Origin of the sequence: Flavobacterium solisilvae, assembly GCF_012911605.1 — a bacterium.
Lineage (GTDB): Bacteria > Bacteroidota > Bacteroidia > Flavobacteriales > Flavobacteriaceae > Flavobacterium > Flavobacterium solisilvae.
The window spans coordinates 236,618-262,504 of record NZ_JAAMPT010000207.1; the positions used below are offsets into that span (position 1 = coordinate 236,618).

Sequence of the window (25,887 nt, forward strand, 5' to 3'; positions counted from 1 at the left end):
TTATCAATAATCGTTGTATATTTGCACTCACAAATCGCGGGATAGAGCAGTAGGCAGCTCGTCGGGCTCATAACCCGAAGGTCACAGGTTCGAGTCCTGTTCCCGCTACTAAAGAAGCCATTCAGAAATGAGTGGCTTTATTTATATTGAAATGGATGAGTTTGTTGTATATGTTTTATACTCGAAAGAATATGGGAAAACCTATGTGGGTTTTACCTCCAATTTGATTGAACGGTTTAAGTCTCATAATTTTTTGAGTAAAAAAGGCTATACAATTAAATTCAGACCTTGGGTTGTAATACATCTTGAATTTTTCTCGTCAAAAACTGAAGCTTTAAAAAGAGAAAAACTCTTAAAAACAGGAAAAGGCAGAGAATTTATAAAAGAAATTGTTTCTAATTTATAAATTTTTGGGCTCAAATCCGCCGCGGCGGACACAGGTTCGAGTCCTGTTCCCGCTACAAAAGAAGCCATTCAGAAATGAGTGGCTTTTATTTTTTTAAGTCAAAAATAAATCATGAAAAGAGTTGTTGAGTACAGAAAGTTACTAAATGTTGATAAAAATGTAACGTTGAAAGAGTTGAAAACCATTTACAGAAACACGATGAAAGACAATCATCCTGATAAATTTGTAAATGACGAAGAGGGAAGAAAAAACGCAGAAGAAACCAGTAAAAACATCATTACTGCTTATCATTTTCTAGTGAGTATTTCGGCTGAAACAGTAGAAAAAAACCTTCCAGAATATCAAGAAACCATCAACAATTATAACATTCTTGACTTTTACTTAGAAAAGCAAACCCTTTATGTGACTTATGTAAATGGTGTTTCTTATGAATATATTGGTGTTCCAAAAAACGTTTACATCAAAATGATTAATGCCGAATCGCCAAATCGTTTTGCAAAAAGACATATCTACGGTAACTTTATTTATAGAAAAGCAGCCGAAGCAACCGAAGAATAAATAATTACCTTTGCAAAATTAAATCAGATTAGATGTCACACAAAGCAGGATTTGTAAATATAATTGGAAACCCAAATGTCGGGAAATCAACACTAATGAATGCATTCGTTGGTGAAAGATTGTCTATTATTACTTCCAAAGCACAAACAACACGTCATAGAATTCTTGGAATTGTAAATGGCGAAGATTTTCAAGTTGTTTTGTCCGATACACCAGGAATAATAAAGCCTGCGTATGAAATGCAAAAATCAATGATGGATTTTGTAAAATCTGCCTTTGAAGATGCTGATGTCCTTATTTATATGGTTGAAATTGGCGAAAAAGAACTAAAAGACGAAGCTTTTTTTAACAAAATCATCCATTCTAAAATTCCAGTTTTATTGCTTTTGAATAAAATCGATAAATCCAATCAGGAACAATTAGAAGAGCAAATTGATTTGTGGAAAAGTAAAGTGCCAAATGCAGAAATATTCCCAATTTCGGCTTTAGAAAATTTCAATGTAAAAGAAGTCTTTGCTAGAATTTTGGAATTGCTGCCACAATCGCCACCATATTATCCAAAAGATGCGTTGACTGATAAACCAGAACGTTTTTTTGTAAACGAAACTATTCGTGAAAAAATCCTTTTGAACTACGACAAAGAAATTCCTTATGCTGTAGAAATCGAGACCGAAGAATTTCTGGAAGACGAAAAAATCATCCGAATTCGCTCCGTAATTATGGTAGAACGTGATACTCAAAAAGGAATTATCATTGGACATAAAGGTTCGGCGTTGAAAAAAGTAGGTATGCAATCGCGTGAAGATTTAGAAAAGTTTTTTGGCAAACAAATCCACATCGAATTGTATGTAAAAGTCAACAAAGACTGGAGAAGCAATGCTTATCAGTTGCGTAGATTTGGTTACAACCAGAAATAGTTAACTTTCAATAATTTCCAGAAATAACTTTTCAAGTTCATTCATTTGCTCATGACCTTTTTCTCTTATTTGTCGAGCGATTACGTAGAGTAGAAACCAAATAAAAACCATTAAAAACATTACGATAATATTTTTGATATAAGGTTCATTTAAGGAAAAGTTAGAGAAAGCCATCATTCCAAAAATGATAAAAACACCTGCAACAACAAAATGCAGAAATATAAAAAAGGTCCACATCGTTTGCGCTGGACCAAACAATCCGCGGATGTGAGTGGTATTTTTTTCATCGCCTTCTTTTTCTTCTAGTTCCAATGTTAAATGAGGTGACCAATATTTTTGCTTTTCTCCTTTAATGGTAAATTGAACATGATTGTCTCTGATTTTAATCAAATAATCAGGCGACTTTGTTTTAGAATAGTCAATAAATTTTTGTCGGACGATTTCAATATTTTCCGAAATATCTTTAAAAAAGCGTAAACGCAATCGAATCTCATGCTGAGTATCCATAAAAAATGAGCTTTTTGATTTTAAATAGAATACTAAAAGTAATAAAATAATTGAAATTGTGCTCTTTAATAGTACCTTTGCACCATATTTAAAATGATTATGAACAATATTGTAGCCATCGTTGGAAGACCAAATGTAGGGAAATCAACTTTTTTCAACCGATTAATTAAAAGAAGAGAAGCAATCGTTGACTCGGTTAGCGGTGTAACTCGTGACCGTAATTATGGAAAAAGTGAATGGAACGGAAAAGAATTTTCGGTAATCGATACTGGTGGTTATATTAAAGGTTCAGACGATATTTTTGAAGGCGAAATTCGTCGTCAAGTAGAATTAGCAATTGATGAAGCCGATGCTATCATTTTTGTGGTAGATGTAGAAGAAGGAATTACACCAATGGATGCCGAAGTGGCAAAATTACTTCGTAAAGTAACCAAGCCAATTTTACTTGCTGTAAATAAAGTAGATAACGCTATGCGTGAAAAAGACGCTGTAGAATTTTATAATCTTGGTTTGGGCGAATATTTTACCATTGCCAGTATTAGCGGAAGCGGAACAGGTGAATTACTCGATGAATTAGTTAGAGTTTTACCTGAATTGCCAGAAGCAACCGAAGAAGAAAATCCGCTGCCAAGATTTTGCGTTGTTGGTCGTCCAAATGCAGGAAAATCATCATTTATCAACGCATTAATTGGCGAAGATCGATTTGTTGTAACCGATATTGCTGGAACAACAAGAGATTCTATTGATACTACGTATAATCGTTTTGGTTTTGAATTTAATTTGGTTGATACAGCCGGAATTCGTAGAAAAGCCAAAGTAAAAGAAGATTTAGAGTTTTATTCTGTGATGCGTTCCGTTCGTGCTATCGAGCATTCGGATGTTTGTATTCTTTTAATCGATGCAACTCGTGGATTTGAAGGTCAAGATCAAAGTATATTTTGGTTGGCAGAAAAAAACAGAAAAGGAGTTATCATTTTGGTAAATAAATGGGACTTGATTGAAAAAGATACGATGTCAACTCGTGATTATGAAGCTAAAATTAGAAGAGAATTAGAACCATTTACTGATGTGCCAATTTTATTCGTTTCTGCTTTAACAAAACAACGTTTATTAAAAGCATTGGAAGAAACAGTTAAAGTTTTTGAAAACAGAAAACAACGTATTCCAACTTCAAAATTCAACGATTATATGTTGAAATTAATCGAAGCATATCCACCGCCAGCATTGAAAGGAAAATATGTGAAAATTAAATATTGTATGCAATTGCCAACACCTACACCACAGTTTGTGTTTTTTGCCAATTTACCTCAATATGTAAAAGAACCATACAAGCGTTTCTTAGAAAATAAAATTCGTGAAAACTGGGATTTTTCTGGAGTTCCAATCGATATTTATATCAGAGAAAAATAAAAATATTTTATCTGACAGCTATTTATACTTCGCCAAAACTGCATTTTTTAATGTGTTTTGGCGAATTATAAATGTGTTATTCCTGAAATAAGTCTTTTATTTCTATAGTGTTTTGAACTAATTCTTGACTGTATTCGTTTTCTATAAGACCAAAACTTGTTATCATGGTTAAGAAAATGTTTTTTCGAGTTGCAATTTCTTTTTCCAATTCAGCTATTTTATTTTTTAGGTTTTGATAATACTTTTTATCAATCATAAAAGGCGTGCTGTAAAATTTTATTTCACATATATTGATGATATTATCATCTCTATCGATTAGTAAATCTACTTGAGCATTTTGATTGAACCAACTACTGCTTGTAGAAAAAATAGCATCAATTCGAAGTGCTTTTTTTATTTGATAGATATGTTTTAAGCAAATAGTTTCAAAACTAAATCCTGACCAAGAAAGATAACTTTGGGTTTTCTGTAATCGTTGCCAAGTACCAATACCATTATTTTTATTGTCTTGAATAAACTTTAAGTAGAACTTAGAATATTCATCAGATAAACGATAAAGTGTTAGTTGTTTTTTGTTACCATAATAAATATATTCATTTACAAATCCAGATTCGGTTAATTCGTTTAATTTTAAAGAGAAATCACCACCACTAGAAATTTTGCTTTTTTCTAGCAATTCTTTTCGGGTTATTCCTTTATTAGATTTTGCTAAGATTTTTATTAAGCTAAGATGTTTTTCAGAATCATTGAATAGTGAAGTAAATAATTGAGAAAATTCATTTCGTAAAATACCATCTTTTGTAAAGCATAAATTGTCAATATTTTGAGCAACACTCAACCCTTTTTGAATTTTTTCTAAATAATGTGGAACGCCACCAATTGCCATATATATTTGAGTAACATCATAATTGGTATAGCGAATTCCACGACTTTTAAGAAATAAATCCGTTTCATACAGATTAAATGGTAACATTCTGATTTGTTGTGTGATTCTATTATGAAGTCCGCCTTTGTTTTGAATAATTTTTTGAATCATATAAGAAGCCGCTGAACCACAAATAACGACTATTAAATCGCTTCGCTGTGTACAATAGCGATTCCAGAAATTTTCAAATGCTGTCAAAAACTTAGATTTTGCGGTGGCAATCCATGGGAATTCATCTATGAAAATGACTTTCTTCTTAGTTGATTTTTGCTTGTCTAAGTAATTTTCTAATAGAGCAAAAGCATCAAACCAATCGGATGCATTTTTATTTTCAGTCTTCTTTGCTTTTTTTGATATTTCTCTTGAAAAATTATTGAGTTGGTCTTTCATCGTTCCATTGTATAAGCCAGATACCTCAAAAATAATTTCACTTTTAAAAAATTCTCGAATGAGGAACGTTTTGCCAACACGTCGTCTGCCATAAATAGCTAATAGCTCTGATTTATCGCTGTTTAATGCTTGTTTTAGTAAACTTATTTCATGATTTCTACCAACTATTTTATTCATAAGAAATAAAGATATATTCCGCCAAAGATAGTTAAAATTGTTAGTTTTGGCGAGATATAAGATATTTTTTTACATAGTCTAGTTTTGCTATTACTTTGTTTTCCAATCGATATTTACATCAGAGAAAAATAAATTTTTGTTAAATTTTCGTCAGAATTTTTAACCTTTCACAATAAAATAATTAATTAGCCGTTATTTAGTTTTCATACTAACCTAACCGCTAATTTTTTTTATGCCAAAAACGTTCTATTTACTCTGTGCACTATTTTATAGTTCTTTTCTTTTTTCTCAAAACACCTTCATAATTAAAGGAAAAGTTGTTGATCCAAACACTAAATTGCCTATCGAATCGGCAACGGTTTACTTAACTTCAGTCAAAGACTCTTCGGTTGTAGATTATACTATTACCAACAAAATGGGAAATTTTTCTATCAAAGTTAAAAAAAGTGATAAAGCGCTAAATCTTAAAGTTTCTTTTATCAGTTATCAAGATTTTGTAGAAAATGTAACTGGTTTAACTGCCGATAAAGATTTTGGTACAATCGAATTAAAAGATGCAACCAATCAGCTAAACGAAGTTGTAGTAAAATCGGAAATTCCGCCTATCAGAATTAAAAAAGATACGCTAGAATTTAATGCGTCGTCATTTAAAGTTGGTGCAGATGCTAATGTCGAAGCGTTACTAAAACAATTGCCTGGCGTTGAAATTACTCCCGAAGGGAAAATCACCGTTAATGGTAAAGAAGTAAACAATATTTTGGTTAACGGAAAACCATTTTTTGGTAAAGATGGAAAAATTGCTACCCAAAATCTTCCTGCCGAAATCATTGAAAAAGTGCAAGTAGTTGATACCAAAACTAAGTCGGAAGAAATTTCAGGCGATGCTTCGGGTTCAGAGAATAAAACGATTAACTTAACCATTCAAGAAGACAAGAACAAAGGTTTTTTTGGTAAAATTATGGGCGGATTGGGTTCGGATAAACGTTACGAATCCAGTATGTTGGTCAATTATTTTAAAGGTGAAAGAAAAATTAGTGCATTAGCTTCTTCCAATAATATCAATTCCATTGGGTTTTCGATGGATGAAATTTTTGATAATATGGGCGGAGGAAGAAATAGTTCGGTTTATTGGAATGACGATGGAAGTTTTGGAATAAACAACATGTCTTTTGGTGGAAATCGAGGAATTACGCGTTCTAATATGATAGGTATAAATTATCAAGACAAATGGTTTAAGAAAGTTGATCAAAGCGGAAGTTACTATTTTACCAACGCCGAAAGTGAAAACGTCAACAGAACCGATAGAATAAATTTTCTTCCAACAGGAAATACGTTAACAAAATCCAATTCGATTACAAAAAATGGTAGCGATGGACATAATATTTCGTTAGATTTTGAAATTTCGTTAGATTCAACGGCAACAATTTATCTTAATCCAAGATTTCAAACGAGTAAAGGATATGGAAAATCGTCTCGTAATCAAATTACTACCGATGAAAGTTTAGCCGAATTAAACTCAAGTACCAACGATGATTATAACGAAAACGATAATTCAAATTTTGGACTTGACGCAAGTTTTAGTAAACAATTTAAAAAGAAAAAAAGAGGTTTGTCGGTTAATCTTGAAGCAGAATTTCAAAAACGTGACGAATATGTAAATACAAAATCGGCTACACTTTTTGCCGATACAACGCCAGATGATATTAGAAATCAAAATCGTTTTGAAAACAATAAAAACGATTTCATGAAAGTTGAAGTTCGATATGGCGAACCATTAACCGATTCGCTTCGATTGAGTTTAACTTCAGAATTGACACTTCGAAAAATTGGAAATGATTTGAATACATTCGATTTTAACACTGGAACAAATAGTTATGATGATTTTAACGACTTGCAATCCAATGAAGTGAATTCAAAAACAACAACTTATTTTCCTTCAACCGGATTGATTTTGGATAAATCGAAAACTAATGGACGAATTAATTTTGGTCCCGAATTTATCAACTTTGATGCTAATTCTAATTACCTTGGCATTAAAACTAACAGAAATAAAACGTATGTTTTTCCAAGAGTAAAAGGTTACATCAGTCATAGAATGGGTAAATCAAAATCGATTTATTCGTATTATGATTTTGGAGTGCAAATGCCGCAAGCCAATCAAGTTTTGCCTGTTGAAAATTTATCCAATCCGTTGAGTACATTTATTGGAAATGATGATTTAAAGCCAACATTGAGACATAATTTGTATTTCAGTTTTAATGATTATGACTATCAATCACGTTCAGGATATTATATTTATTCGGGGATTAATTTGAGTAAAGACGCTGTGGTTTCTTCTACAGTTTATGATGATAATTTCAAATCAACGACAACCTATCAAAACGTTGATGTTACACATAATTCTTATCTTGGTGTTAACTGGAATAAATCGTATAAAAAAGAGAAAAGAACGCTTCGTTTTGGTGCTGGCGTAAGCTTTAACTATGATTACAATAAAGGTTTGACTAATGCTGTTTTGTTTGAATCAAAAGGTTTAAATATTAATCCAAGGTTCAATTTAACTTGGAGTATTGATGAAATGATTACCGTTGCGCCAAGTTATCGTTATACTTTTTCAAAAACCGATTTTAAAAACTATGTAATTGATAAAGCAGATAATTTCATTCACAATGCAAAATTGGAAATCACGTCTTATATGCCGAAACATTTCGTTTTAGGTTCTGATTTTGGCTATACGTATAATTCAAATATAGCCGATGGTTATAAGAAAGATTTCTACTTATGGAACGTAAGTTTAGGCTATAATTTCTTCAAAGATCAATTGTTAGCCAAAGTAAAAGTATATGATTTATTAAACCAAAACTTAAACTCAACCCGAACCATTACGCCAACGGCAATCGTAGATGCAGAGAATACGGTTTTAAGACGATATGTAATGTTTTCACTAACCTACAAACTCGAAAAGTTTGCCGGAAAGAAGAAAAACGACAATATGATGTTTATGGATTAAAAAGTAAAAATCCGGTCTTTTTTTGAGACCGGATTTTCTTTTTTAAATCTTGTTGAATTTGTTACAAATTTTTATGTAGTAAATTGATGTTTCCAAACGATAATAATTTCTAAATTATCTTTTAATGATGCTTACTGCAGTTCCTGTTGCAGTTACAATAATGATTCCAGCAGTAGAAAAATCGATTTCCACCTTTATTCCAATAATTGCGTTTGCATTCAAATTTTCTGCATTGGCTTTTAGATTGATAAATGCTTTTTCTTTTACTTCAATGATGCTTTCACTTATTCCATCATAGTATTTTTGCATACTGAATGTCATAGTGTTTTTTTGCATATTGGCAGCTGTTCCAGTGACTATGCCTAGATATTCTAAAATTTTATAATCTTCAACGGAATTTGTAGTTGTTAAAATCATGTGGTCAATATTCAAAGTTTTTGTTTTTTTCTTTTAAACAATTTGTGTTAAGATGTTTGTTTTCACTTTTAATAATAAATTTTTGGCACAGAAACTACCAACTTCCACCACTTCCACCACCAGAAAATCCGCCGCCGCCAAATCCGCCGCCAAATCCGCCGCCGCCAGAAGAACCACCAAAACCGCCACCAAAACTTCCGCCGCCACTATTTCGTCCAAGACTACTTAAAATTATAATATCGGCTAAGTCAAAACCTCCGCCACGATTTCCTGAATTGCCACCACCATTTCGTTTGTTGTTGGATAAAACGACAATCAAAATAATGACCACAATAATTATTGGAAAGATTGGAAAATCGCCTTGTTTGTCTTTTTTTCTTGTGCCTTTGTATTTTCCTTTGAATACTTCAAAAATGGCATCAGTACCTTTGTCTAAACCTTTATAAAAACTGCCAGCTTTAAATTCTGGAATGATAATGTTTCGGGTAATTTCACCACCAATTCCTGCTGTTAATCTATCTTCTAATCCATATCCAGCCGAAATCCAAATTTTTCTTTCTTCTTTTGCCAAAAGAATAATAACACCATTATCATTTTTTTCGTTTCCGCCAATTCCCCATGCATGTCCCCATTTTGGAGTAAGTATTCCAATGTCTTCGCCTTTTAAACTTTCAATGGTAATAACTACAATTTGAGTTGTTGTACTATCAGAATAGCGAATGAGTTTTTCTTCCAATTGAATTTTTTCATTTGGACTTAAAACTTTAGCGTAATCATAAACTGAAGTTTGAAAGGAAGGTTTTTCAGGAATAGTAAATTGTGAAAAAACAGAAAGCGAAGTAAATAGTAAAAAAAACAAAAACGTTGTTCTGAAAATTTTAGAATTCCTAATTCCTAATTCGTAATTCGTAATTCTCATAATTCGTCTTTGGATATTTCGTTTGACAATTCGTTTTTATCGCCTTCTTGATAAGGAAAATATTTTTGTAACTGTTCGCCAGCTCTTTGAATTCCTTCAACCAAACCTTCCTTATAATTTCCTTCTTTGAAGTTTTTTACCATAATGTCTCGAGTGCAATCCCAAAAATCATTTGGAACAACATCATTGATGCCTTTGTCTCCACAAATCACAAAGGTTTTATCTTTTACTGCTAGATAAATTAAAACGCCATTTTTGAGTTCGGTTTCGTCCATTTTCAATAAATGGAAAACTTCCATCGCACGCTCAAACGCATCAATGGAAGTCTTTTTTTCTAAATGCACTCTAATTTCACCCGAAGTATTTTTTTCGGCCACGCGAATAGCTTCAACAATTTCTTGCTCTTCTTCTTGGGTTAAAAAATCTTCTACTTTTGACATTGTCTTAAATTAGAATTTTACTTCTACTGGTTTTTCAGCACCTTCAACTGCTTTGAAATAAGCTTTTTCTTTGTATTTGCCTAAGAAAAGATTTCTAGGTTGACTTAATACATAGCCATTATAAGCTTCTACTGATTCATTAAAACGAGTTCTTGCAGTTAATATCTGATTTTCAGTACTAGCTAATTCGTCTTGTAATTTTAAGAAATTTTGATTTGCTTTTAAATCTGGATATTGTTCAACAGTAACCAATAATCTTGATAATGCTGAAGAAACACCACTTTGAGCTTGATTGTAAGCTGCTAATTGTTCAGGAGTAATATTTGTTGGATCAATATTGATTGATGTAGCCTTAGCTCTTGCTTCAATTACAGCAGTCAAAGTTCCTTTTTCAAAGTCGGCAGCACCTTTTACGGTATTTACTAAGTTACCAATTAAATCATTTCTTCTTTGGTAAGCTGTGTTTACATTTCCCCATTCTTTTTCAGTAGCTTGATTGTATCTTAAGGCAGTGTTTTGTATTCCAAAGTACCACATTGCAAGTATAACAACTGCACCTATTCCAATTATCCAAGGCAAAAATTTTCTCATAAGTTTTATTTTTTTAAGTTTATTATTAGTTTTTAATTTTTTTAAAATGTTACAACTGATTTTTTATAGCAGTCAGTTGTGCTTTTACCGCTTCGAGTTTATTGATAATCTCAAATTTATCAAGTGTTTTTTGCTGGCCTTCTTTTAAATGCGTTTTCGCACCTTCCAATGTAAATCCGCGTTCTTTTACCAAATGAAAAATCAGTTGTAGATTTTTTACGTCTTCGGGAGTGAACATTCGGTTACCTTTAGCATTTTTCTTTGGTTTTAGAATATCGAATTCTTTATCCCAAAAACGAATTAACGATGCATTTACATCAAATGCTTTGGCAACTTCACCAATGCTGTAATATCTTTTTCCTTCTTGTAATTCTATTTGCATAGTATTTATTTTTTTAAACTTGTAACCCGCAACTCGTAACCCGAAATGGTTAATCCAACGACTGATTTTCCTGATTAGCTAATTTAGAAATAATCGAGTATTCTGCTGCCGAAATCGTTCCATAATAAAAATTAATCGGGTTAACCGGTTTACCGTCTTTATGAACTTCATAGTGCAAATGCGGTGCTTCACTTCGTCCAGTACTGCCAACATATCCAATAACATCACCACGTTTAACCCGTTGTCCGGCTTTTACTTTGTATTTGCTCAAATGACCATATAGCGTTTCATAACCATATCCATGTTGAATAACAATGTGATTTCCATAACCCGAAGCCGTGTTATCAGCACGTCTAACAACGCCATCGCCAGTCGCAAAAATTGGTGTTCCAGTTGGCGCAGTAAAATCCATTCCTTGGTGCATTTTTCTTGCTTTAGTAAACGGATCACTTCGATAACCATAACCCGAAGCCATGCGTTTCATCTGCTCATTTTTTACAGGTTGAATAGCTGGAATTGCGGCTAATAACTTGTTTTTTTGTTTTGCTAAAGCTAAAATTTCGTCCAACGATTTTGACTGAATTGCCAATTGTTTCGAGATAATATCTACTTTTTTTGACGTGTTAATCACCAAATCCGAATTGTTGAAACCTTCCAATTCTTTGTAGCGATTTACACCACCAAAACCCGCTTTTCGTTGCTCAGTCGGAATAGCAGAAGTATTAAAATAAGCTCGATAAATATTGTTGTCGCGCTCTTCAATATCTTCCAAAACTTCGTCGATTTGCTCCATTTTTTTATTCAAAATAGCATAACGAAGCTTCATCGTTTCAATTTCCCTAGCTTGTAATCGGTCTTTTGGCGTTTCAAAATAAGGCGTATTTAACAAAACCACAAAACACAAAAATCCAAACAACGCCGATGACAACAAAAACAAACCAATATAACCCAACTGCTTGGTCTTTTTTGGTTTAATTTTTCGGTAAGCTAAACTTTCGGTATCGAAATAATACTTTACTTTTTTCGCCATCTTTTATTTTATACTATTTTTGTGCTGGTTTTTAAAACAATGGTTATACGAACAAATTTAACAAATGTTTCAGTCATAAGCTAAATTTATTTTTAACAGCGAAACTTTTGGGCTTTTTCAGTAAACCATTTTCCTGCTTTTCGTTGCAATCTTTTTTTAATTTTCCTTCCGCTATCGCTTCTGGACAATCAAAAAAAGGATTTCCACTTCAATCAGGGCTAAACAGTAAACCATTTTTTTAAATTCAATAATCCAAAGATCTAACAATCTAAAATGAAATCACAAGACATTCGTAAAGCATACCTCAATTTCTTTGAATCAAAAGGACATTTAATAGTTCCATCAGCGCCAATTGTCCTAAAAGACGATCCAACCTTGATGTTCAACAACTCAGGAATGGCACAATTCAAAGAATATTTTTTAGGAAACGGAACACCAAAAAGTCCAAGAATTGCAGATACCCAAAAATGTCTTCGTGTTTCAGGAAAACACAACGATTTGGAAGATGTAGGTTTTGATACTTATCATCATACTATGTTTGAAATGCTTGGTAACTGGTCGTTTGGCGATTATTTCAAAAAAGAAGCATTGGCTTGGGCTTGGGAATTTCTAACCGAAGTGTTGAAGTTAGACAAAGACCGTTTGTACGTTTCTGTTTTCGAAGGAAATCCAGCAGAGAATGTACCGTTTGACCAAGAAGCATTCGATATTTGGAAACAATACGTTCAAGAAGATCGTATCATTCTTGGAAATAAAAAAGACAACTTTTGGGAAATGGGCGATCAAGGTCCGTGCGGTCCGTGTTCTGAAATTCATATCGATTTAAGAACTGATGCTGAAAGAGCTGCAGTTTCTGGTAGAAGTTTAGTAAACGCCGATCATCCACAGGTTGTTGAAATTTGGAACAACGTTTTCATGGAATTCAACCGTAAAGCCGATGGTTCGTTAGAAAAATTACCAGCACAACACGTTGATACCGGAATGGGATTTGAGCGTTTGTGTATGGCAATGCAAAATGTGACTTCCAATTATGATACCGATGTTTTTACGCCGCTAATTGAAAAAGTAGAACAAATCACAGGATTAAAATACACTTCAAACGAAGTAAAAAATATATCAGAAGAACAAAACAAAACGAACATTGCCATTCGTGTAATTGTAGATCACGTTCGTGCTGTTGCTTTTGCCATTGCCGATGGACAATTGCCATCTAATACTGGCGCAGGTTATGTAATTCGTAGAATTTTACGTCGTGCGATTCGTTATGGATTTACCTTTTTGAATACCAAAGAACCGTTTATCAATAAATTGGTAGAAGTTTTAGCAAACCAAATGGGCGAATTTTTTCCAGAAATCAAATCGCAACAACAATTGGTTACTAACGTAATTCGTGAAGAAGAAGCTTCGTTTTTGAGAACTTTAGAACAAGGATTACAATTATTAGATAAAGTAGTTGCTGAAACATCTGGAAAAGAAGTTTCGGGTGAAAAAGTTTTTGAATTGTACGATACTTTTGGTTTCCCGAAAGACTTAACGGCTTTAATTTTAAAAGAAAAAGACTATTCGTTTAACGAAACCGAATTCGAAACTGAATTACAAAAACAAAAAGCACGTTCTCGTGCAGCTTCAGAAGTAACTACTGATGACTGGAAGGTTTTAATTGATGGAAACGTGGAAACATTCGTTGGTTATGATCAAACAGAAAATGAGGTAAAAATTACACGTTACCGTAAAATTGATTCTAAAAAAGACGGAATTCTATACCAAATTGTTCTTGATGCTACACCATTTTATCCTGAAGGCGGCGGACAAGTAGGCGATAAAGGTCATTTGTACACTCATGAAGGTGTTGTGGAAATAATTGATACCAAAAAAGAAAATAATTTGATTGTACATTTTGCAACTTCATTGCCACATAATGTTGGCGAAAATTTTATGGCAAAAGTCAACACCGATTTAAGAACGTCAACGTCTAAAAATCACTCAGCGACGCATTTGATGCATTTGGCTTTGAGAAATATTCTTGGAACGCATGTAGAGCAAAAAGGTTCGTTGGTAAATCCAAACTATTTGCGTTTTGACTTTTCACATTTTTCTAAAGTTTCTGATGAAGAATTACGTCAAGTAGAAGCGAGTGTAAACGAGCAAATTGAGGCACAATTGCAATTGCAAGAATATAGAAGTATTCCAATTCAAGAAGCTTTAGATAAAGGCGCGATGGCTTTATTTGGCGAAAAATATGGCGATAACGTTCGTATGATAGAATTTGGCGAAAGCAAAGAATTGTGTGGTGGAATTCACGTAAAAAACACTGCTGAAATTTGGCATTTCAAAATCATTTCTGAAGGTGCTGTTGCGGCAGGAATTCGTCGTATTGAAGCCATTACTGGCGATGCTGTGAAAGATTTCTACAAAAATCAAGAATCAACTTTAGCAGAAATAAAAGAAACGTTGAAAAATCCTCAAGATATTTTGAAATCGGTTGCTTCATTGCAAGATGATAATGCCAAGTTGAAAAAACAAATTGAGCAATTGCTAAAAGAAAAAGTTGACGGATTAAAAAACATGTTAGTTGCTGATTTTCAAGAAATAAACGGAATGAACTTTTTGTCAAAACAAGTTGATTTATCCATGAGTGCAACTAAAGATTTAGCGCAAGCCATCGGGACTTCTAAACCAAATTCATTCGTATTTTTAGCTTCTGTTGAAGATAATGCGCCAAATATTCACTGTTATATTTCAAAAGAATTAGTTGCTGAAAAAGGATTAAACGCTGGAAATGTAATCAGAGAATTAGGTAAATACATCGATGGAAACGGCGGAGGACAGCCATTTTTTGCTTCTGGAAAAGGTAAAAATGTAAATGGAATTAAGGAATCTTTGGAGAAAGCGGTTGAGTTTTTGAAGTAGAATTACAATCAATAAATAAAACTGACAAATATTTGTGATTTTGTCAGTTTTTTATTTTATTTGTATAAAAATGATGTTCTATGAAAAAGCTAATTTGTTATTTTACAGTTCTAATTTTAATTTTTTCTTCATGTAATTCAAATCCTGAACAAGAAAATCAGAATGTTCCAGTTGGTTTTTTGAAGAGATTTACGGTTTCAGGAATGACTGGATTCGTAAATTATGATTATTATTATGAAGGTAATAAAATTTCTAAAGTTGTTTCAAAACATGGGATAAAGCGATATACTTACACAGGAAATTTAATTACAGAAATTAGAGAGTTCAACAGAAATTTGAGTTTAGTTTCAAAAAAGACTTTTCAGTATAATGCAAACGATGAATTGATTTCTTCTGTACTTTTGTTCTATGACAATAACTATGGAACTAAACAAGAATTAGTTTACAATAGTGATGGAACTGTTTTGGTCAAGTACTATTCAGGTAATTTAACCTCTCAAAACAATTTTGATTATAGCGTTTTGAATTATTTTGAAAACAACGAAATAATTAAAACAGAAGCTACGTTTAGTTTTGGCGATTTGATTACAACTTATGAATATGATTCTGGTAATAATCCAATGAGTCAAGTTGTTGGTTACAATAAGTTGAATATACTCGGAGAATTAGCAGATGGCTTTTATTTCATGTTGCATAACGGTAATCAGAATAATTGCACAAAAAGAATTCAAGAAGGAAATAATATCGACTGTGAGGTTGTTGATTATGGTATTACTTATAATTCAGCTAATTACCCTATTTTTTATTGTTCTAACGATCAAATTACGTCATGCAGTGATTTGCCTTGTTATGGGTTTGTTTATCAATAAGTTTCAGTAAATAAAAAACAAAACCCTTTTAAAATTATAAACTTTAAAAGGGTTTTTTAGTTTAAATAGATTAAAATCTGCCATTAATCTGAAATTAAAACCTTTCATCGAAAGTTTTTTGGCTTTATAATCAGCGTAGTTACATTTGAACTATCAAAAGTATCCCCAATGTTTTTGATGCCTCAAAACCGCTAATGCAAAATGAAAAAATTGAATTCTTATTTTTGGATATTTCTATCCATTATTTCTCTAGCTTTAACTTCGTGTTCATCAGATTCTGATTCGTCAGGAAGTGTGACTTTGCTTAAAAAAATCCAATCGGTTGATTTAGGTCAAAATGCAGTACACAAGTTTTACTATAAAGGAACAAAACTTTCTAAAGTAGCTTTTGATATTCAAGGACAAACCAATGGTGTTGGCTATGACAAATATGCTTACACAAACGATTTAATAACCGAAATCAAAACCTATTCTAATGACAATCAATTATTGGCTATAACAACCTTAAACTACAATAGTTCTAATCAGTTGGCTGAGGTTGTAAAAGTTGAACCTTCTAGAAATTATGGTTTTAGAACGGTTTTCAATTATACTTTGGCAGGAACAGTAATTGTTCAAACTTTTCACGGAAATACTTCGGTTCAAGAGAATTCAACAAATCAAACCACTACGTTTTATTTATTGAATGGCGAAGTGGTTAAAAAGGATTATGTATCAACAGATATGAATTACACTATTGATTATGTGTATGATAACTTGAAAAATCCATTTCAAAATGTAACGGGTTACAAAGCTATTAAATTGTATTCGTTCATCAATAACGGATTATTTGGTTTAAACCACAATTTGTTGCAACAAACTACTTATTTTTCTCCAAACGTAATCGATACTCAAGTGGATTTTGAGTTAGAATACAACAACAATAATTTCCCAACATCGCGTTATGCTACAGGAAGTTTTTCGGGAGTTTATCAATACCTATATGAATATTATTAATTCGCAATATTGTAAATAGTAAAAACCTCGTTTATTGCTAAGCGAGGTTTTTTATGAAATCATTTGACTGTGAGTTTAAGTTAATGCAGGCTAACAACTTTTGTGATTTTCCATCCTATAGCTTTGGTGTCATTTTCTTTTTTCCAAAAAATAATAAACTTACTCGCTTTTGTTGGTTCGTCGGGTTCTTGTTTGTTAAAAAACCAATGATACCCAATTTCAATTACACCATAATCGGCAATGGGATAAACCTCAATACTGTTAGGAATTAAATGTCGAGTTACTTTGCCACAAATATTTTTTTCGGTGGCTGAAAGCAACGTGGCTTTGTCTTTTAGCAATCCAGCTTTATCATGAAAAAACTCAATTTCATCGGAATAAAAACTGGCTTGAGTTTTCATATCACACGAATTATAAGCATCAAAAAACGCTTTGTCCATTGCTTCAATTTCTTTTTGCAATACTTCGTCAACTGGAACATAAGGCTTAATTTTAGGTTGCTGCGCCAAAACAGTTTCACAACAAAACACAACAATCAATACTAGAACAGTTTTGAATTTCATTTTTAGGTTATTGAGTTAATTTCATCAAAGTTAGTAAATCTTAAAAGGCTTTTTTAAAAATTGTTAGATTTATAATATTGAATTAAACTTGACCTTTTCTTGGAAATTCAGGTTTCCATGGTCCAATATTTCTTGTTTTTTTAAAAAATAATTTTGTTTTTTTCGATTGTAATCTTACATGAACTCTATATGACATTGGTCCTAAATGTAGTGTGTCAATAGTCATGTCAAAATTTCCATTAAGTGATTTTTCCTTAGAATAAAGTTTAACCACATAATTGTCATTAATTTTTTTAATAATTTTAAAATGTGCACTAACTTTATCCGAACCTTTTGAGAGGTGAATTGTATCACCCCAATCATCAATAAAAATTCCTGAGTTTTGCTGTAACATTTTTTCTATCGCTGTAGAATTGTATTCTTGACCATCAAGAATTAATTTTTCTATATTCCAATTGCCTTTAAGATTTAGTTCTCTTTTTTGAAATGCAAAATAAGACATCAAAAGAAATAAAATGACTAAGAATACTATTTTGATTTTTTTCATTTTAAAGCTCGAATTTGCATAAGTTTTAGTCTTTTCAAACAAATATAATTAATATTTTCGTGCTATGAATTATCACCTTAGTCAAACTTTCAAACTTTGGAAAAGGTTTATTTATTAGATTTTCAAATTCCTTATATTTACCAAAAAAAGAAATGCAATTTTCAACGCCAATTCCTATTTCTAAATATTCAAATGCAATAGATTACCGTTCAAAATTAATATCTATTGGTTCTTGTTTTGCCGAAAACATTGGTGAAAAATTCAACTATTTTAAGTTTCAAAACACGGTAAATCCTTTTGGAATTATTTTCAATCCGGTTTCGCTCGAAAAAATAATCAGTCGTTGTGTTTCAAAAACGTATTTCACCGAAAATGATATTTTATTTCACAACGATTTATGGCATTGCTACGAAGTGCATTCAGAATTGTCCAATACAGATAAAAACGAATTGCTAGCTCAATTAAACAACCTCATCGATGTAACAAATAAACAAATTTCCGAAGCAACTCATGTTTTAATTACGCTTGGAACTTCTTGGGTTTACAAATTAAAATCAACCAATGAAATTGTTGCCAATTGCCATAAAGTACCTCAAAAAGAGTTTGAAAAAGAGTTGCTTTCGGCGGAGCAAATCGAGCAAAGTCTGCAAAATATCATTTCAAATATAACTTCGGTAAACACTAACGCAAAATTCATTTTTACCGTTTCACCTGTTCGACACAGTAAAGACGGTTTTTTTGAAAACAATGTCAGTAAAGCACATTTACTTTCAGCAGTTTTTAAAACTGTCAATCGACAACCGACAACTGCTAACTATTTTCCTTCCTATGAAATCATGATGGACGAACTTCGTGATTATCGTTTTTATGCCAATGATATGTTGCATCCAAGTCAGCAAGCCATTGATTTTATTTGGATAAAATTCTTTGAAAATTATGTAAACGAAAAAGAATTTCAAACCATGCAAGAAGTTTGTAACATTCAAAAAGGATTGCAACATCGACCATTTAATCCAAATACGCCTGCGCATCAGCAATTTTTACTTGCTCTTAATCAAAAGATTACAAAACTGCAAGCCCAATTTCCTCACATCACGTTTTAACAAAATACGACATTTGACGTATTTCTTGGCTTAGGTTTATACTATAGGTTTGCTTAGTATTTAACAACCTAAATTATGAAAACCTTAAAAACCATTATGTGCATTTTTGGCATTGTGTTTTTTTGTCAAAATGTTCAAGCGCAACGTCCAGTTCACACTGACGAAGAAATTATTGCCGAAACGGTAATAAAAGAAGTCGATGAACTTTTTAAATCTCCCGAATTTGTCAAAAAAAAGAACAAAAAATTTGCCGATGTCAAAGGAACAATGACCGTTGATATTGGAATTGTTCACAGCGGCAAAGTGTCAACTTTCTTTAAAGTGGAAAGCGATATCAAAAACATTGATTTCATCAATTTCATGTCCGATTATATTTTGGAACATAAATTCCAATTCAAACTTCAAAAACAACAGCGACATAAAATTCGTCACACCTTAACTTTTTAACAATAAAAAAACAATAAAAACAAATCAAAATGAGAAAAATATCTTTAGTAATGATGACGCTACTTTTAGCTTTCACATTACCAGCAAATGCTCAATTAGGAAAATTACTTGGCAAAGGTAAATCGGCCGGAAAAAAATCGGGAAGTTTTGCCACCGTTTGGGAGTCAGAATTTGATAACAAAGCAACACGACTTGCCGTTGCGGTAAACAGTGGTGAATATATTCTTGGAACCGATGATAATTCGGCTACGGTTTTAGATGCTAATGGAAAAACCGTTTGGAGTGGCGATTATAAAAAAATTACAACTAACAAAACCAACAAATGTGAATACCAGTATATTATTCACAAAGGTGAAGGAAAAGGCGGTTATTTATTTCTTTTTGACGAAAGAAAATTGGGAACCGATAGAGTAGCAGTAATTGATGTTGCTACTGGAAAAGAATTGTGGAATTCTGAACAATATCAAAATCTTTTGCCAAAAGGCGGAACCAAAAATGTTGAAGGTACAGATGAAGGTGAATTGGAAACGGTAAAATACATCTTCGAATTGGATGCGTTTTTAATTTCACAAAAAGCTTCGGTTATTTTAGTAAATGCTAATACTGGCGAAAAAATTTGGGAAACCAATCGTTTTAAAGGTGGTGTTGGAAAATACATTTATGATGCAAAACGAAACGAAATCATCATGATTAATTTTAAACCAACAGCACTTGGAGCTTTGTTTGCCGGATTTAAAAATCAGTTAGTGAAAATCAATGCAACTAATGGTGATGTGCTTTGGGATGCAACTTTTATGGGAACAATCGAGAAAGAATTGGTGACACGAAGAGCTATTGTTGACCTTTGGATTAAAGGCGATAAATTATACATGTATTTAAACGGATTGCAGGTTTATAACATCAACAACGGGCAAAAACTTTGGGAAGCAATTTATGAAAATGATATGGATGGCGGCGGAAAAGGATTGTTCTCTAGTACATTAAATAAAAAATATTACAGAACAATTGCCGATCCAGTTTTTACCGATGATGCCGTTTATTTAGTGATGTTTGGAACGCGTGACAGAACGAAATATGTTGAAAAACATGATTTGGAAAGTGGTAAATTACTTTGGGCTTCGGAGAAAATTACAGGAGCATTCAGTATGCCGAATTTGTACAGAGCCAATGGCAAAATACTCCTTCAGATTGGTGGAAAAGTACAAGTGCAAGAACTTCGTCAAGAAACAAGGTCAAATCCAATGGGAGGAAGTTATAAAGAAACTGTTGCCTACATTTATTGGGATTATAAAGCACAAAAAAATGGCGTTTTAGCGATTGACGATAAAACTGGACAAACGTCATGGCGTTCTGAAAAATTTGATAAACGAATTACCGATTTAATAGTTCACGAAGATAAATCAGTATTTGTTGGTGATGGTGATGAGTTTTATGGATATGATATTGCTTCTGGAAATCAATTATTTGATGTAAAACATAACGATGCTAAAGTGGGTAAGGCTACAGATGTTATTGATTTTAATGATAAAGTAGTTGTACTTTCAGAAAAAGGATTGGCTTCTTACAATAAAAAAGATGGTTCGCGAGCATATGCTTCAGAAAAAATCAAAGGTGTAGATTATTTCTATGAAATTGGCGGAAACTATTTTCTTAGAGATCAAAGAAATTCCAAAAACAGAATTTTTGGTATCGATATGACTAATGGCGAAACCAAAGGTTCAGTAGAATCAAAAGGAAAAGGTGGAAGTCCAACGTATGGTGCTGGAATTGATATTTCGGGCGATGGCGAATATATTTTTGCTTTCAAAGGAAAAAAAGCCGAGAAAATTAGAGTAAATAATTAATATTTTTTTTTGGAGAGTTTAAGCAAAAGGACTGCACGTGTTGTAGTCCTTTTTTTAACACAATAAATTATGAAAAAAAGATACGCTATTTTTTGTCTTTTTGTTGTTTTTTCAAGCTATTCGCAGCAAGTTCAATTTGCACATAAAGTGATAAAATATTCAACCGATTTAGGCGGAAAACAACACGGAATTAAAAGAATTCTGGGCAAACCCGATGCTTTTCCTCAAGGCGGAAGTTCACCAAATGCTTGGATACCAAAAAATGCGCTCGATGGATATGAATTTGTAGAAGTAGCTTTTGAAAAACCGCAAACCGTAAAACAAGTTGCTATTTTTGAAAATCTAAACGCAGGTTGTGTGGTGAAAATTGGAGTTGATACTGGAAACGGAAAATATCAAACGGTTTGGTATCGAAAAAAAGACTGGCAAACACCAAGTTATAAATCAACCTTGCACTCGGATAGAAGTTATTATTTTGGTAGAAAACGACGAAAAATTCATAAATCGCCAGATGTAAATGTAAATCCTGCAATAGAATATGCAATTCTTGAAACAGCTGTTGCCAATGTAGTTGCCGTTAGAGTAGAATTTAATTTTGCTCTAATTCCAGGTCAAAAACAAATTGACGCTATTGGAATTTCTGATTCAGAAAATCCAATTTTAGTCAATGTAAATACATATTCTAAATTTGAAAAACTACCAGATTCTAAAGTGCTTTTTTTGGACGAATCAATACCAGTAAACCCAACGATTTCTCATGACGGAAAGAAATTATTTATTACTCATGGCAAAGATGGAAAAGACGAAATCTACTCGTTTACCAAAGATGTAAACGGAAATTGGAGCAATAAAACGTTTGAAAAAACATTAAATTCGAATAACAGTTACAACTACGTTGAACATACTGGTGCAAATTATCTTTTAAAAGGTGGAAACCCAACAACCAAAGGAAATACTAATTCCGGATTTGAATTGTTTGCGCCAACAACAGACGGTTATCAATCGCTTGGTGCTGTAAAAATTGCAGCGTATAATAATTATGATGATACTGCCGATGCCACGATGACAAGTGATGGTAAAACGTTAATCATGGCAATCGAAACCGATTTTACTCAAGGCGGAACCGATTTATATTTTACTCATAAAAAAGAAGACGGAACTTTTGGACTTCTTCAAAATATGGGTAAAATAATTAATTCTGCTGCCGATGAAGGCATGTGCCATCTTCTGTCGGATAATAAGACTTTATTGTTTAGCAGCAACGGTTTTAGTACTTATGGCGATTATGATATTTTTATAACGTATCGATTAGATGATACGTGGAAGAATTGGTCAGAACCCATTAATTTAGGTAGTAAAGTAAATTCTAATGATTTTGACGGATTGCCTTTTTATGACGAGCATTCGGAACAGCTATATTTTATCTCCATGCAAGATGGAAATCAGGTTATTAAAACGATTAATTTGCCTAAATCAGTACTAAAACAAGAATAAAATTTGTTAAAAAGTGTCAAAATACGACAAATGCCTTATTGATTGCTATTCGTTTGTGAAGCAATTTTGTCCAATAACTTAATAAACAAATATTATGAAAACAATGAAACAATTCGGATTAATGTTAACTTTTGTAATGGCAACTTTACTTTCTTCTTGTAGCGGTGATGATAATGGTGGTGGCGGAGGTTCTGCTGCAAATGGAACTATAAAAGCTAAAGTTGGAGGTTCTAATTTCAAATCAATGGAAATAGCAAGCTTTGCATCAAAAAACGCAATTGGTGGTGGAGCTTATATGATTGCTATTCAAGGAAGTGACGAAGAAGGAAACGCAATTCAATTAATTTTAAACGGAGTTGATGGTCAACCTGGAACTTTCGAAATTGGCACTGATACAACAATTTCTGCTGTTGGAACTTATACGGAAACAGAAATTAATTTGTCAAATCCTGCGGCATCAACCTTTACAACTTGGGCTGCACCTTATGAAGATTCAGGTGTTGTCGGTTCAATTACTATTAGTGAAATTACAGATACTACAATTAAAGGAACTTTCAATTTTACTGGTAAAAATCAAGAAGGAACAGATACTAAAGCGGTAACAAATGGTGCATTCAATTTAGATTTTACAACTGGAAACTAATTTTCTGAATTTTAATTTTAAAAAGGCCTAGTTTTAAACTAGGCCTTTTTTTGTTAATAAGGCATTTGTCGTATTCTTTTGTTAAAGTTCTTTGTACAAATTTGTACTGTAAATTTAATATGAGATGGAATATTTATTGGCTATAGTATTTTTGTTGCTTCTATTGGTTATATTTTGCTTAGCAAATAAAATAGTTATTGATAGAAATAAATACAAATCTAAATTGAAACTGTTAAATCAATTAATAAATGATTTAAATAGTCAACAAGAAATGCAGAATTGTCAAATCAATATTTCTGTTGAGTTTAGAGACCGATTAAATCAAATTGTGAATGAAATAAATCGAGATGTTTTTGAACTAAGTTTTCAGTTATTTGAAGAAAATTATCAAAAAAAAGAATAATGAACCATATTATTTAACAAATTTGATACATTTATAGTGCAAAATACTAAGATGAAAAAAAGTACACTTGTTTTATTAATACTGTTTAATTGTTTCTATTCTTTTTCACAAGAATTGAAAGATGTATTGTTTAAAGCATATTCTTCAAAGGACTCGTCTAACTATTATTTTAATCTAGCCAAAAGTAAAATCAAAAGTAAAGACGATCAAGCTCAGTTTTATTTCTGTAAAAATGCTCGTTTTGCCGATTTAAATCAATATGATAGTGCTGTTTTTTATGGACAAAAAGCAATAAAAATTCTTGAAAATAAAGGCGATTTGAATTCGCTTATGACCGTTTATAGCAACTTGAATAATGTTTATAATAATCAAGGGAAATATGACAAAGCAATTGAGTATTCATTAAAAGGATTAAAAAAAGCCGAAAAAGAAAAAAAAGATGGATGGATTTCTTACTTCAATACACAGCTTTCTAGGGATTATCACGATTATGAAAGTTATGAAAAAGGAATTTATTTTGGAAAAAAGGCATTAAAAATGTTGCTCCAAAAAAAAGATGCAGATGCTGGTGCAATTTGGCAAACGCTAAATGCAATCGCAATTAATTATGACGATTGGAATAAACCTGATAGCGCATTATTTTATCACAAAAAAGTTTTTCACTATTTTAAAGGCAAAGACACACTAAACATTCCAAGTACATACAACAATATTGGGAATACACTTTTAAAACAAAAGAAATACAAAGAAGCTAAACATTGGTTAAAAATAGGTTTGAAAATTTCTGAAATGAAATCAGATGCTTCAAAAAATATTTTAAACACACGTTTTTTTTACGAAAGAGCAACATTATTTACCAATCTTGCCACCATAGAATCAGAATTGAATAATTTTTCTGAAGCCGAAAAACTTTTTGTCAAAGCGCATGATTTTGCTAGTAAAAGTAAAAGTGCCGAAAAACTCAGAGATTTATATGCTCAGCGAGCTAAGTTTTTTACCAAAGCAAAAAAATATAAACATGCCACCGAAGATCATGAAAAATATATAAAACTTCGGGATTCGGTTTTTGATGCTAAACGAGCTAAAACGTTTGCCGAACTTGAAGCAAAATACCAAAACGAGAAAAAAGAAAAAGAATTGTTACAAGTAAAATCTAAAGTAGTTGAACGCGAAAATTTAATTAAAAAGAAAAATACTCAGTTTATAATTTTGTCGCTTATTGTAGTTGGTCTGTTGATAATTAGTTACTTAATTTATCGTCAACAGAAATTAAAAAACAAACAACAAAAGCAAGAATTTGAACTAAAATCGGCAATTGCAAAGATTGAAACTCAGAACAAATTACAAGAACAACGATTGCAAATTTCAAGAGATTTACACGATAATATTGGTTCGCAGTTGACGTTTATTATTTCGTCGGTTGATAATATAAAATATGCTTTTGACATTACAAATAGTAAATTAGATAATAAACTTTCAGGAATTAGTGATTTTGCAAAGTCAACTATAATCGAGCTTCGCGATACCATTTGGGCAATGAATAAAAGTGAAATTACCTTTGAAGATTTGCAAATTCGAATTCATAATTTCATTGAAAAAGCCAAAATTGCAAAAACCGATATCAGCTTTAATTTTACTGTTGATAGTCAATTGAAAGAATGCAAGTTTTCTTCGGTGGAAGGAATGAATATCTACCGAACCATTCAAGAAGCGATAAATAACAGCATGAAATATGCTAATTCGAAAACTATTTCAATAGACATCAAACCAAACCAAGACGATATTGAAATTTTAATTAATGACGATGGTAAAGGTTTCAATATTGATGAGGTTTCACTAGGAAATGGAATAGTGAATATGAAAAAAAGAATTTCAGATGTTAATGGGTTTTTTGATATTCAATCTAATGAAAATAAAGGAACTAAAATAAAAATTACTATTCCTAAAAAGTGTAAAAAAGTTTAATTCATCGGAATTATTACTTAAAAA

The 25,887-nt window shown here is 32.0% G+C and carries 25 protein-coding genes and 1 tRNA gene; 16 read left to right on the forward strand and 10 right to left on the reverse strand.

The genetic code is table 11. From position 1 onward, the window contains the following. Positions 1-35 precede the first annotated feature (35 nt). The 4 genes from G6042_RS09790 (at position 36) to era (ending at position 1,881) form a co-directional block, all read left to right on the forward strand. Positions 36-108: transfer RNA gene (locus G6042_RS09790), tRNA-Met, on the forward strand. Positions 109-151: 43 nt separating this feature from the next. Then, positions 152-406: a GIY-YIG nuclease family protein gene (locus tag G6042_RS09795; RefSeq protein WP_169524253.1), complete on the forward strand. Its 255-nt coding sequence runs from the start codon at positions 152-154 to the stop codon at positions 404-406. Positions 407-517: 111 nt separating this feature from the next. After that, positions 518-964, forward strand: a complete 447-nt coding sequence (locus tag G6042_RS09800; protein ID WP_169524254.1) for a KTSC domain-containing protein — start codon at positions 518-520, stop codon at positions 962-964. Positions 965-996: 32 nt separating this feature from the next. After that, complete coding sequence (era, locus tag G6042_RS09805; protein WP_169524255.1) at positions 997-1,881, forward strand: GTPase Era; 885 nt, start codon at positions 997-999, stop codon at positions 1,879-1,881. Here era and G6042_RS09810 read toward each other — a convergent pair whose 3' ends face one another. After that, a complete protein-coding gene (locus tag G6042_RS09810) occupies positions 1,882-2,388 on the reverse strand; it encodes a hypothetical protein (protein ID WP_169524256.1) in 507 nt (168 codons plus the stop codon). A gap of 99 nt (positions 2,389-2,487) precedes the next feature. Here G6042_RS09810 and der point away from each other — a divergent pair, with 99 nt between their 5' ends. Continuing rightward, on the forward strand, positions 2,488-3,798 hold the full coding sequence (gene der, locus G6042_RS09815) for a ribosome biogenesis GTPase Der (RefSeq protein ID WP_169524257.1): 1,311 nt from the start codon (positions 2,488-2,490) through the stop codon (positions 3,796-3,798). A 76-nt stretch (positions 3,799-3,874) separates the two neighbouring features. Here the strand turns inward: der and G6042_RS09820 are convergent, their stop codons facing one another. Then, positions 3,875-5,290, reverse strand: coding sequence for an AAA family ATPase (locus G6042_RS09820; RefSeq protein ID WP_169524258.1), 1,416 nt, complete (start codon positions 5,288-5,290; stop codon positions 3,875-3,877). A gap of 232 nt (positions 5,291-5,522) precedes the next feature. Between G6042_RS09820 and G6042_RS09825 the strand changes: the two genes are divergently transcribed. Next, on the forward strand, positions 5,523-8,300 hold the full coding sequence (locus G6042_RS09825) for an outer membrane beta-barrel protein (protein WP_169524259.1): 2,778 nt from the start codon (positions 5,523-5,525) through the stop codon (positions 8,298-8,300). A gap of 114 nt (positions 8,301-8,414) precedes the next feature. On the opposite strand, the gene G6042_RS09830 is transcribed toward G6042_RS09825, so the two are convergent. From G6042_RS09830 to G6042_RS09855, 6 genes are all read right to left on the reverse strand, one after another. Continuing rightward, positions 8,415-8,717 (reverse strand): heavy metal-binding domain-containing protein, encoded by a 303-nt coding sequence (locus tag G6042_RS09830; protein ID WP_169524260.1) that lies wholly within the window; start codon positions 8,715-8,717, stop codon positions 8,415-8,417. Positions 8,718-8,811: 94 nt separating this feature from the next. Next, complete coding sequence (locus tag G6042_RS09835; RefSeq protein ID WP_169524261.1) at positions 8,812-9,636, reverse strand: TPM domain-containing protein; 825 nt, start codon at positions 9,634-9,636, stop codon at positions 8,812-8,814. Then, entirely contained in the window at positions 9,633-10,076 is a 444-nt protein-coding gene (locus G6042_RS09840; protein ID WP_169524262.1) for a TPM domain-containing protein, read from the reverse strand. Before G6042_RS09840 ends, G6042_RS09835 begins: the two co-directional genes overlap by 4 nt. A gap of 9 nt (positions 10,077-10,085) precedes the next feature. Next, the gene (locus tag G6042_RS09845; RefSeq protein ID WP_169524263.1) at positions 10,086-10,667 is read right to left on the reverse strand and encodes a LemA family protein; all 582 of its coding nucleotides are present in this window, start codon (positions 10,665-10,667) and stop codon (positions 10,086-10,088) included. A gap of 49 nt (positions 10,668-10,716) precedes the next feature. Then, positions 10,717-11,049, reverse strand: coding sequence for a MerR family transcriptional regulator (locus G6042_RS09850; RefSeq protein ID WP_169524264.1), 333 nt, complete (start codon positions 11,047-11,049; stop codon positions 10,717-10,719). Between the two features lie 49 nt (positions 11,050-11,098). Next, complete coding sequence (locus G6042_RS09855; protein ID WP_169524265.1) at positions 11,099-12,079, reverse strand: peptidoglycan DD-metalloendopeptidase family protein; 981 nt, start codon at positions 12,077-12,079, stop codon at positions 11,099-11,101. A gap of 273 nt (positions 12,080-12,352) precedes the next feature. Here G6042_RS09855 and alaS point away from each other — a divergent pair, with 273 nt between their 5' ends. The 3 genes from alaS (at position 12,353) to G6042_RS09870 (ending at position 16,854) form a co-directional block, all read left to right on the forward strand. After that, on the forward strand, positions 12,353-14,989 hold the full coding sequence (gene alaS / locus G6042_RS09860; protein WP_169524266.1) for an alanine--tRNA ligase: 2,637 nt from the start codon (positions 12,353-12,355) through the stop codon (positions 14,987-14,989). Between the two features lie 80 nt (positions 14,990-15,069). Continuing rightward, a complete protein-coding gene (locus G6042_RS09865; protein WP_169524267.1) occupies positions 15,070-15,858 on the forward strand; it encodes a hypothetical protein in 789 nt (262 codons plus the stop codon). 201 nt (positions 15,859-16,059) lie between these two features. Then, positions 16,060-16,854: a hypothetical protein gene (locus G6042_RS09870; protein ID WP_169524268.1), complete on the forward strand. Its 795-nt coding sequence runs from the start codon at positions 16,060-16,062 to the stop codon at positions 16,852-16,854. Between the two features lie 80 nt (positions 16,855-16,934). Here the strand turns inward: G6042_RS09870 and G6042_RS09875 are convergent, their stop codons facing one another. Beyond that, positions 16,935-17,417, reverse strand: coding sequence for a nuclear transport factor 2 family protein (locus G6042_RS09875; protein ID WP_235933268.1), 483 nt, complete (start codon positions 17,415-17,417; stop codon positions 16,935-16,937). An 82-nt stretch (positions 17,418-17,499) separates the two neighbouring features. Continuing rightward, positions 17,500-17,964: a hypothetical protein gene (locus G6042_RS09880; RefSeq protein WP_169524269.1), complete on the reverse strand. Its 465-nt coding sequence runs from the start codon at positions 17,962-17,964 to the stop codon at positions 17,500-17,502. A 152-nt stretch (positions 17,965-18,116) separates the two neighbouring features. Between G6042_RS09880 and G6042_RS09885 the strand changes: the two genes are divergently transcribed. From G6042_RS09885 to G6042_RS09915, 7 genes are all read left to right on the forward strand, one after another. Further along, entirely contained in the window at positions 18,117-19,067 is a 951-nt protein-coding gene (locus G6042_RS09885; RefSeq protein WP_169524270.1) for a GSCFA domain-containing protein, read from the forward strand. A gap of 75 nt (positions 19,068-19,142) precedes the next feature. After that, complete coding sequence (locus G6042_RS09890) at positions 19,143-19,514, forward strand: hypothetical protein (RefSeq protein ID WP_169524271.1); 372 nt, start codon at positions 19,143-19,145, stop codon at positions 19,512-19,514. 29 nt (positions 19,515-19,543) lie between these two features. Further along, positions 19,544-21,358 carry an outer membrane protein assembly factor BamB family protein gene (locus tag G6042_RS09895; protein ID WP_169524272.1) on the forward strand — a complete coding sequence of 605 codons (1,815 nt, stop codon included), beginning with the start codon at positions 19,544-19,546 and terminating at the stop codon, positions 21,356-21,358. A 69-nt stretch (positions 21,359-21,427) separates the two neighbouring features. Further along, complete coding sequence (locus G6042_RS09900; protein WP_169524273.1) at positions 21,428-22,852, forward strand: PD40 domain-containing protein; 1,425 nt, start codon at positions 21,428-21,430, stop codon at positions 22,850-22,852. A 94-nt stretch (positions 22,853-22,946) separates the two neighbouring features. Then, entirely contained in the window at positions 22,947-23,495 is a 549-nt protein-coding gene (locus G6042_RS09905; RefSeq protein ID WP_169524274.1) for a DUF6252 family protein, read from the forward strand. Between the two features lie 124 nt (positions 23,496-23,619). Beyond that, entirely contained in the window at positions 23,620-23,898 is a 279-nt protein-coding gene (locus G6042_RS09910) for a hypothetical protein (protein WP_169524275.1), read from the forward strand. A gap of 51 nt (positions 23,899-23,949) precedes the next feature. Then, entirely contained in the window at positions 23,950-25,863 is a 1,914-nt protein-coding gene (locus tag G6042_RS09915; RefSeq protein WP_169524276.1) for a tetratricopeptide repeat-containing sensor histidine kinase, read from the forward strand. Positions 25,864-25,887: the final 24 nt, after the last annotated feature.

Coding starts and splice junctions, on each gene's coding strand:
- G6042_RS09795 (WP_169524253.1), top strand. CDS start 152: ATGGATGAGTTTGTTGTATATGTTTTATACTCGAAAGAATATGGGAAA.
- G6042_RS09800 (WP_169524254.1), top strand. CDS start 518: ATGAAAAGAGTTGTTGAGTACAGAAAGTTACTAAATGTTGATAAAAAT.
- era (WP_169524255.1), top strand. CDS start 997: ATGTCACACAAAGCAGGATTTGTAAATATAATTGGAAACCCAAATGTC.
- G6042_RS09810 (WP_169524256.1), bottom strand. CDS start 2,388: ATGGATACTCAGCATGAGATTCGATTGCGTTTACGCTTTTTTAAAGAT.
- der (WP_169524257.1), top strand. CDS start 2,488: ATGAACAATATTGTAGCCATCGTTGGAAGACCAAATGTAGGGAAATCA.
- G6042_RS09820 (WP_169524258.1), bottom strand. CDS start 5,290: ATGAATAAAATAGTTGGTAGAAATCATGAAATAAGTTTACTAAAACAA.
- G6042_RS09825 (WP_169524259.1), top strand. CDS start 5,523: ATGCCAAAAACGTTCTATTTACTCTGTGCACTATTTTATAGTTCTTTT.
- G6042_RS09830 (WP_169524260.1), bottom strand. CDS start 8,717: ATGATTTTAACAACTACAAATTCCGTTGAAGATTATAAAATTTTAGAA.
- G6042_RS09835 (WP_169524261.1), bottom strand. CDS start 9,636: ATGAGAATTACGAATTACGAATTAGGAATTAGGAATTCTAAAATTTTC.
- G6042_RS09840 (WP_169524262.1), bottom strand. CDS start 10,076: ATGTCAAAAGTAGAAGATTTTTTAACCCAAGAAGAAGAGCAAGAAATT.
- G6042_RS09845 (WP_169524263.1), bottom strand. CDS start 10,667: ATGAGAAAATTTTTGCCTTGGATAATTGGAATAGGTGCAGTTGTTATA.
- G6042_RS09850 (WP_169524264.1), bottom strand. CDS start 11,049: ATGCAAATAGAATTACAAGAAGGAAAAAGATATTACAGCATTGGTGAA.
- G6042_RS09855 (WP_169524265.1), bottom strand. CDS start 12,079: ATGGCGAAAAAAGTAAAGTATTATTTCGATACCGAAAGTTTAGCTTAC.
- alaS (WP_169524266.1), top strand. CDS start 12,353: ATGAAATCACAAGACATTCGTAAAGCATACCTCAATTTCTTTGAATCA.
- G6042_RS09865 (WP_169524267.1), top strand. CDS start 15,070: ATGAAAAAGCTAATTTGTTATTTTACAGTTCTAATTTTAATTTTTTCT.
- G6042_RS09870 (WP_169524268.1), top strand. CDS start 16,060: ATGAAAAAATTGAATTCTTATTTTTGGATATTTCTATCCATTATTTCT.
- G6042_RS09875 (WP_235933268.1), bottom strand. CDS start 17,417: ATGAAATTCAAAACTGTTCTAGTATTGATTGTTGTGTTTTGTTGTGAA.
- G6042_RS09880 (WP_169524269.1), bottom strand. CDS start 17,964: ATGAAAAAAATCAAAATAGTATTCTTAGTCATTTTATTTCTTTTGATG.
- G6042_RS09885 (WP_169524270.1), top strand. CDS start 18,117: ATGCAATTTTCAACGCCAATTCCTATTTCTAAATATTCAAATGCAATA.
- G6042_RS09890 (WP_169524271.1), top strand. CDS start 19,143: ATGAAAACCTTAAAAACCATTATGTGCATTTTTGGCATTGTGTTTTTT.
- G6042_RS09895 (WP_169524272.1), top strand. CDS start 19,544: ATGAGAAAAATATCTTTAGTAATGATGACGCTACTTTTAGCTTTCACA.
- G6042_RS09900 (WP_169524273.1), top strand. CDS start 21,428: ATGAAAAAAAGATACGCTATTTTTTGTCTTTTTGTTGTTTTTTCAAGC.
- G6042_RS09905 (WP_169524274.1), top strand. CDS start 22,947: ATGAAAACAATGAAACAATTCGGATTAATGTTAACTTTTGTAATGGCA.
- G6042_RS09910 (WP_169524275.1), top strand. CDS start 23,620: ATGGAATATTTATTGGCTATAGTATTTTTGTTGCTTCTATTGGTTATA.
- G6042_RS09915 (WP_169524276.1), top strand. CDS start 23,950: ATGAAAAAAAGTACACTTGTTTTATTAATACTGTTTAATTGTTTCTAT.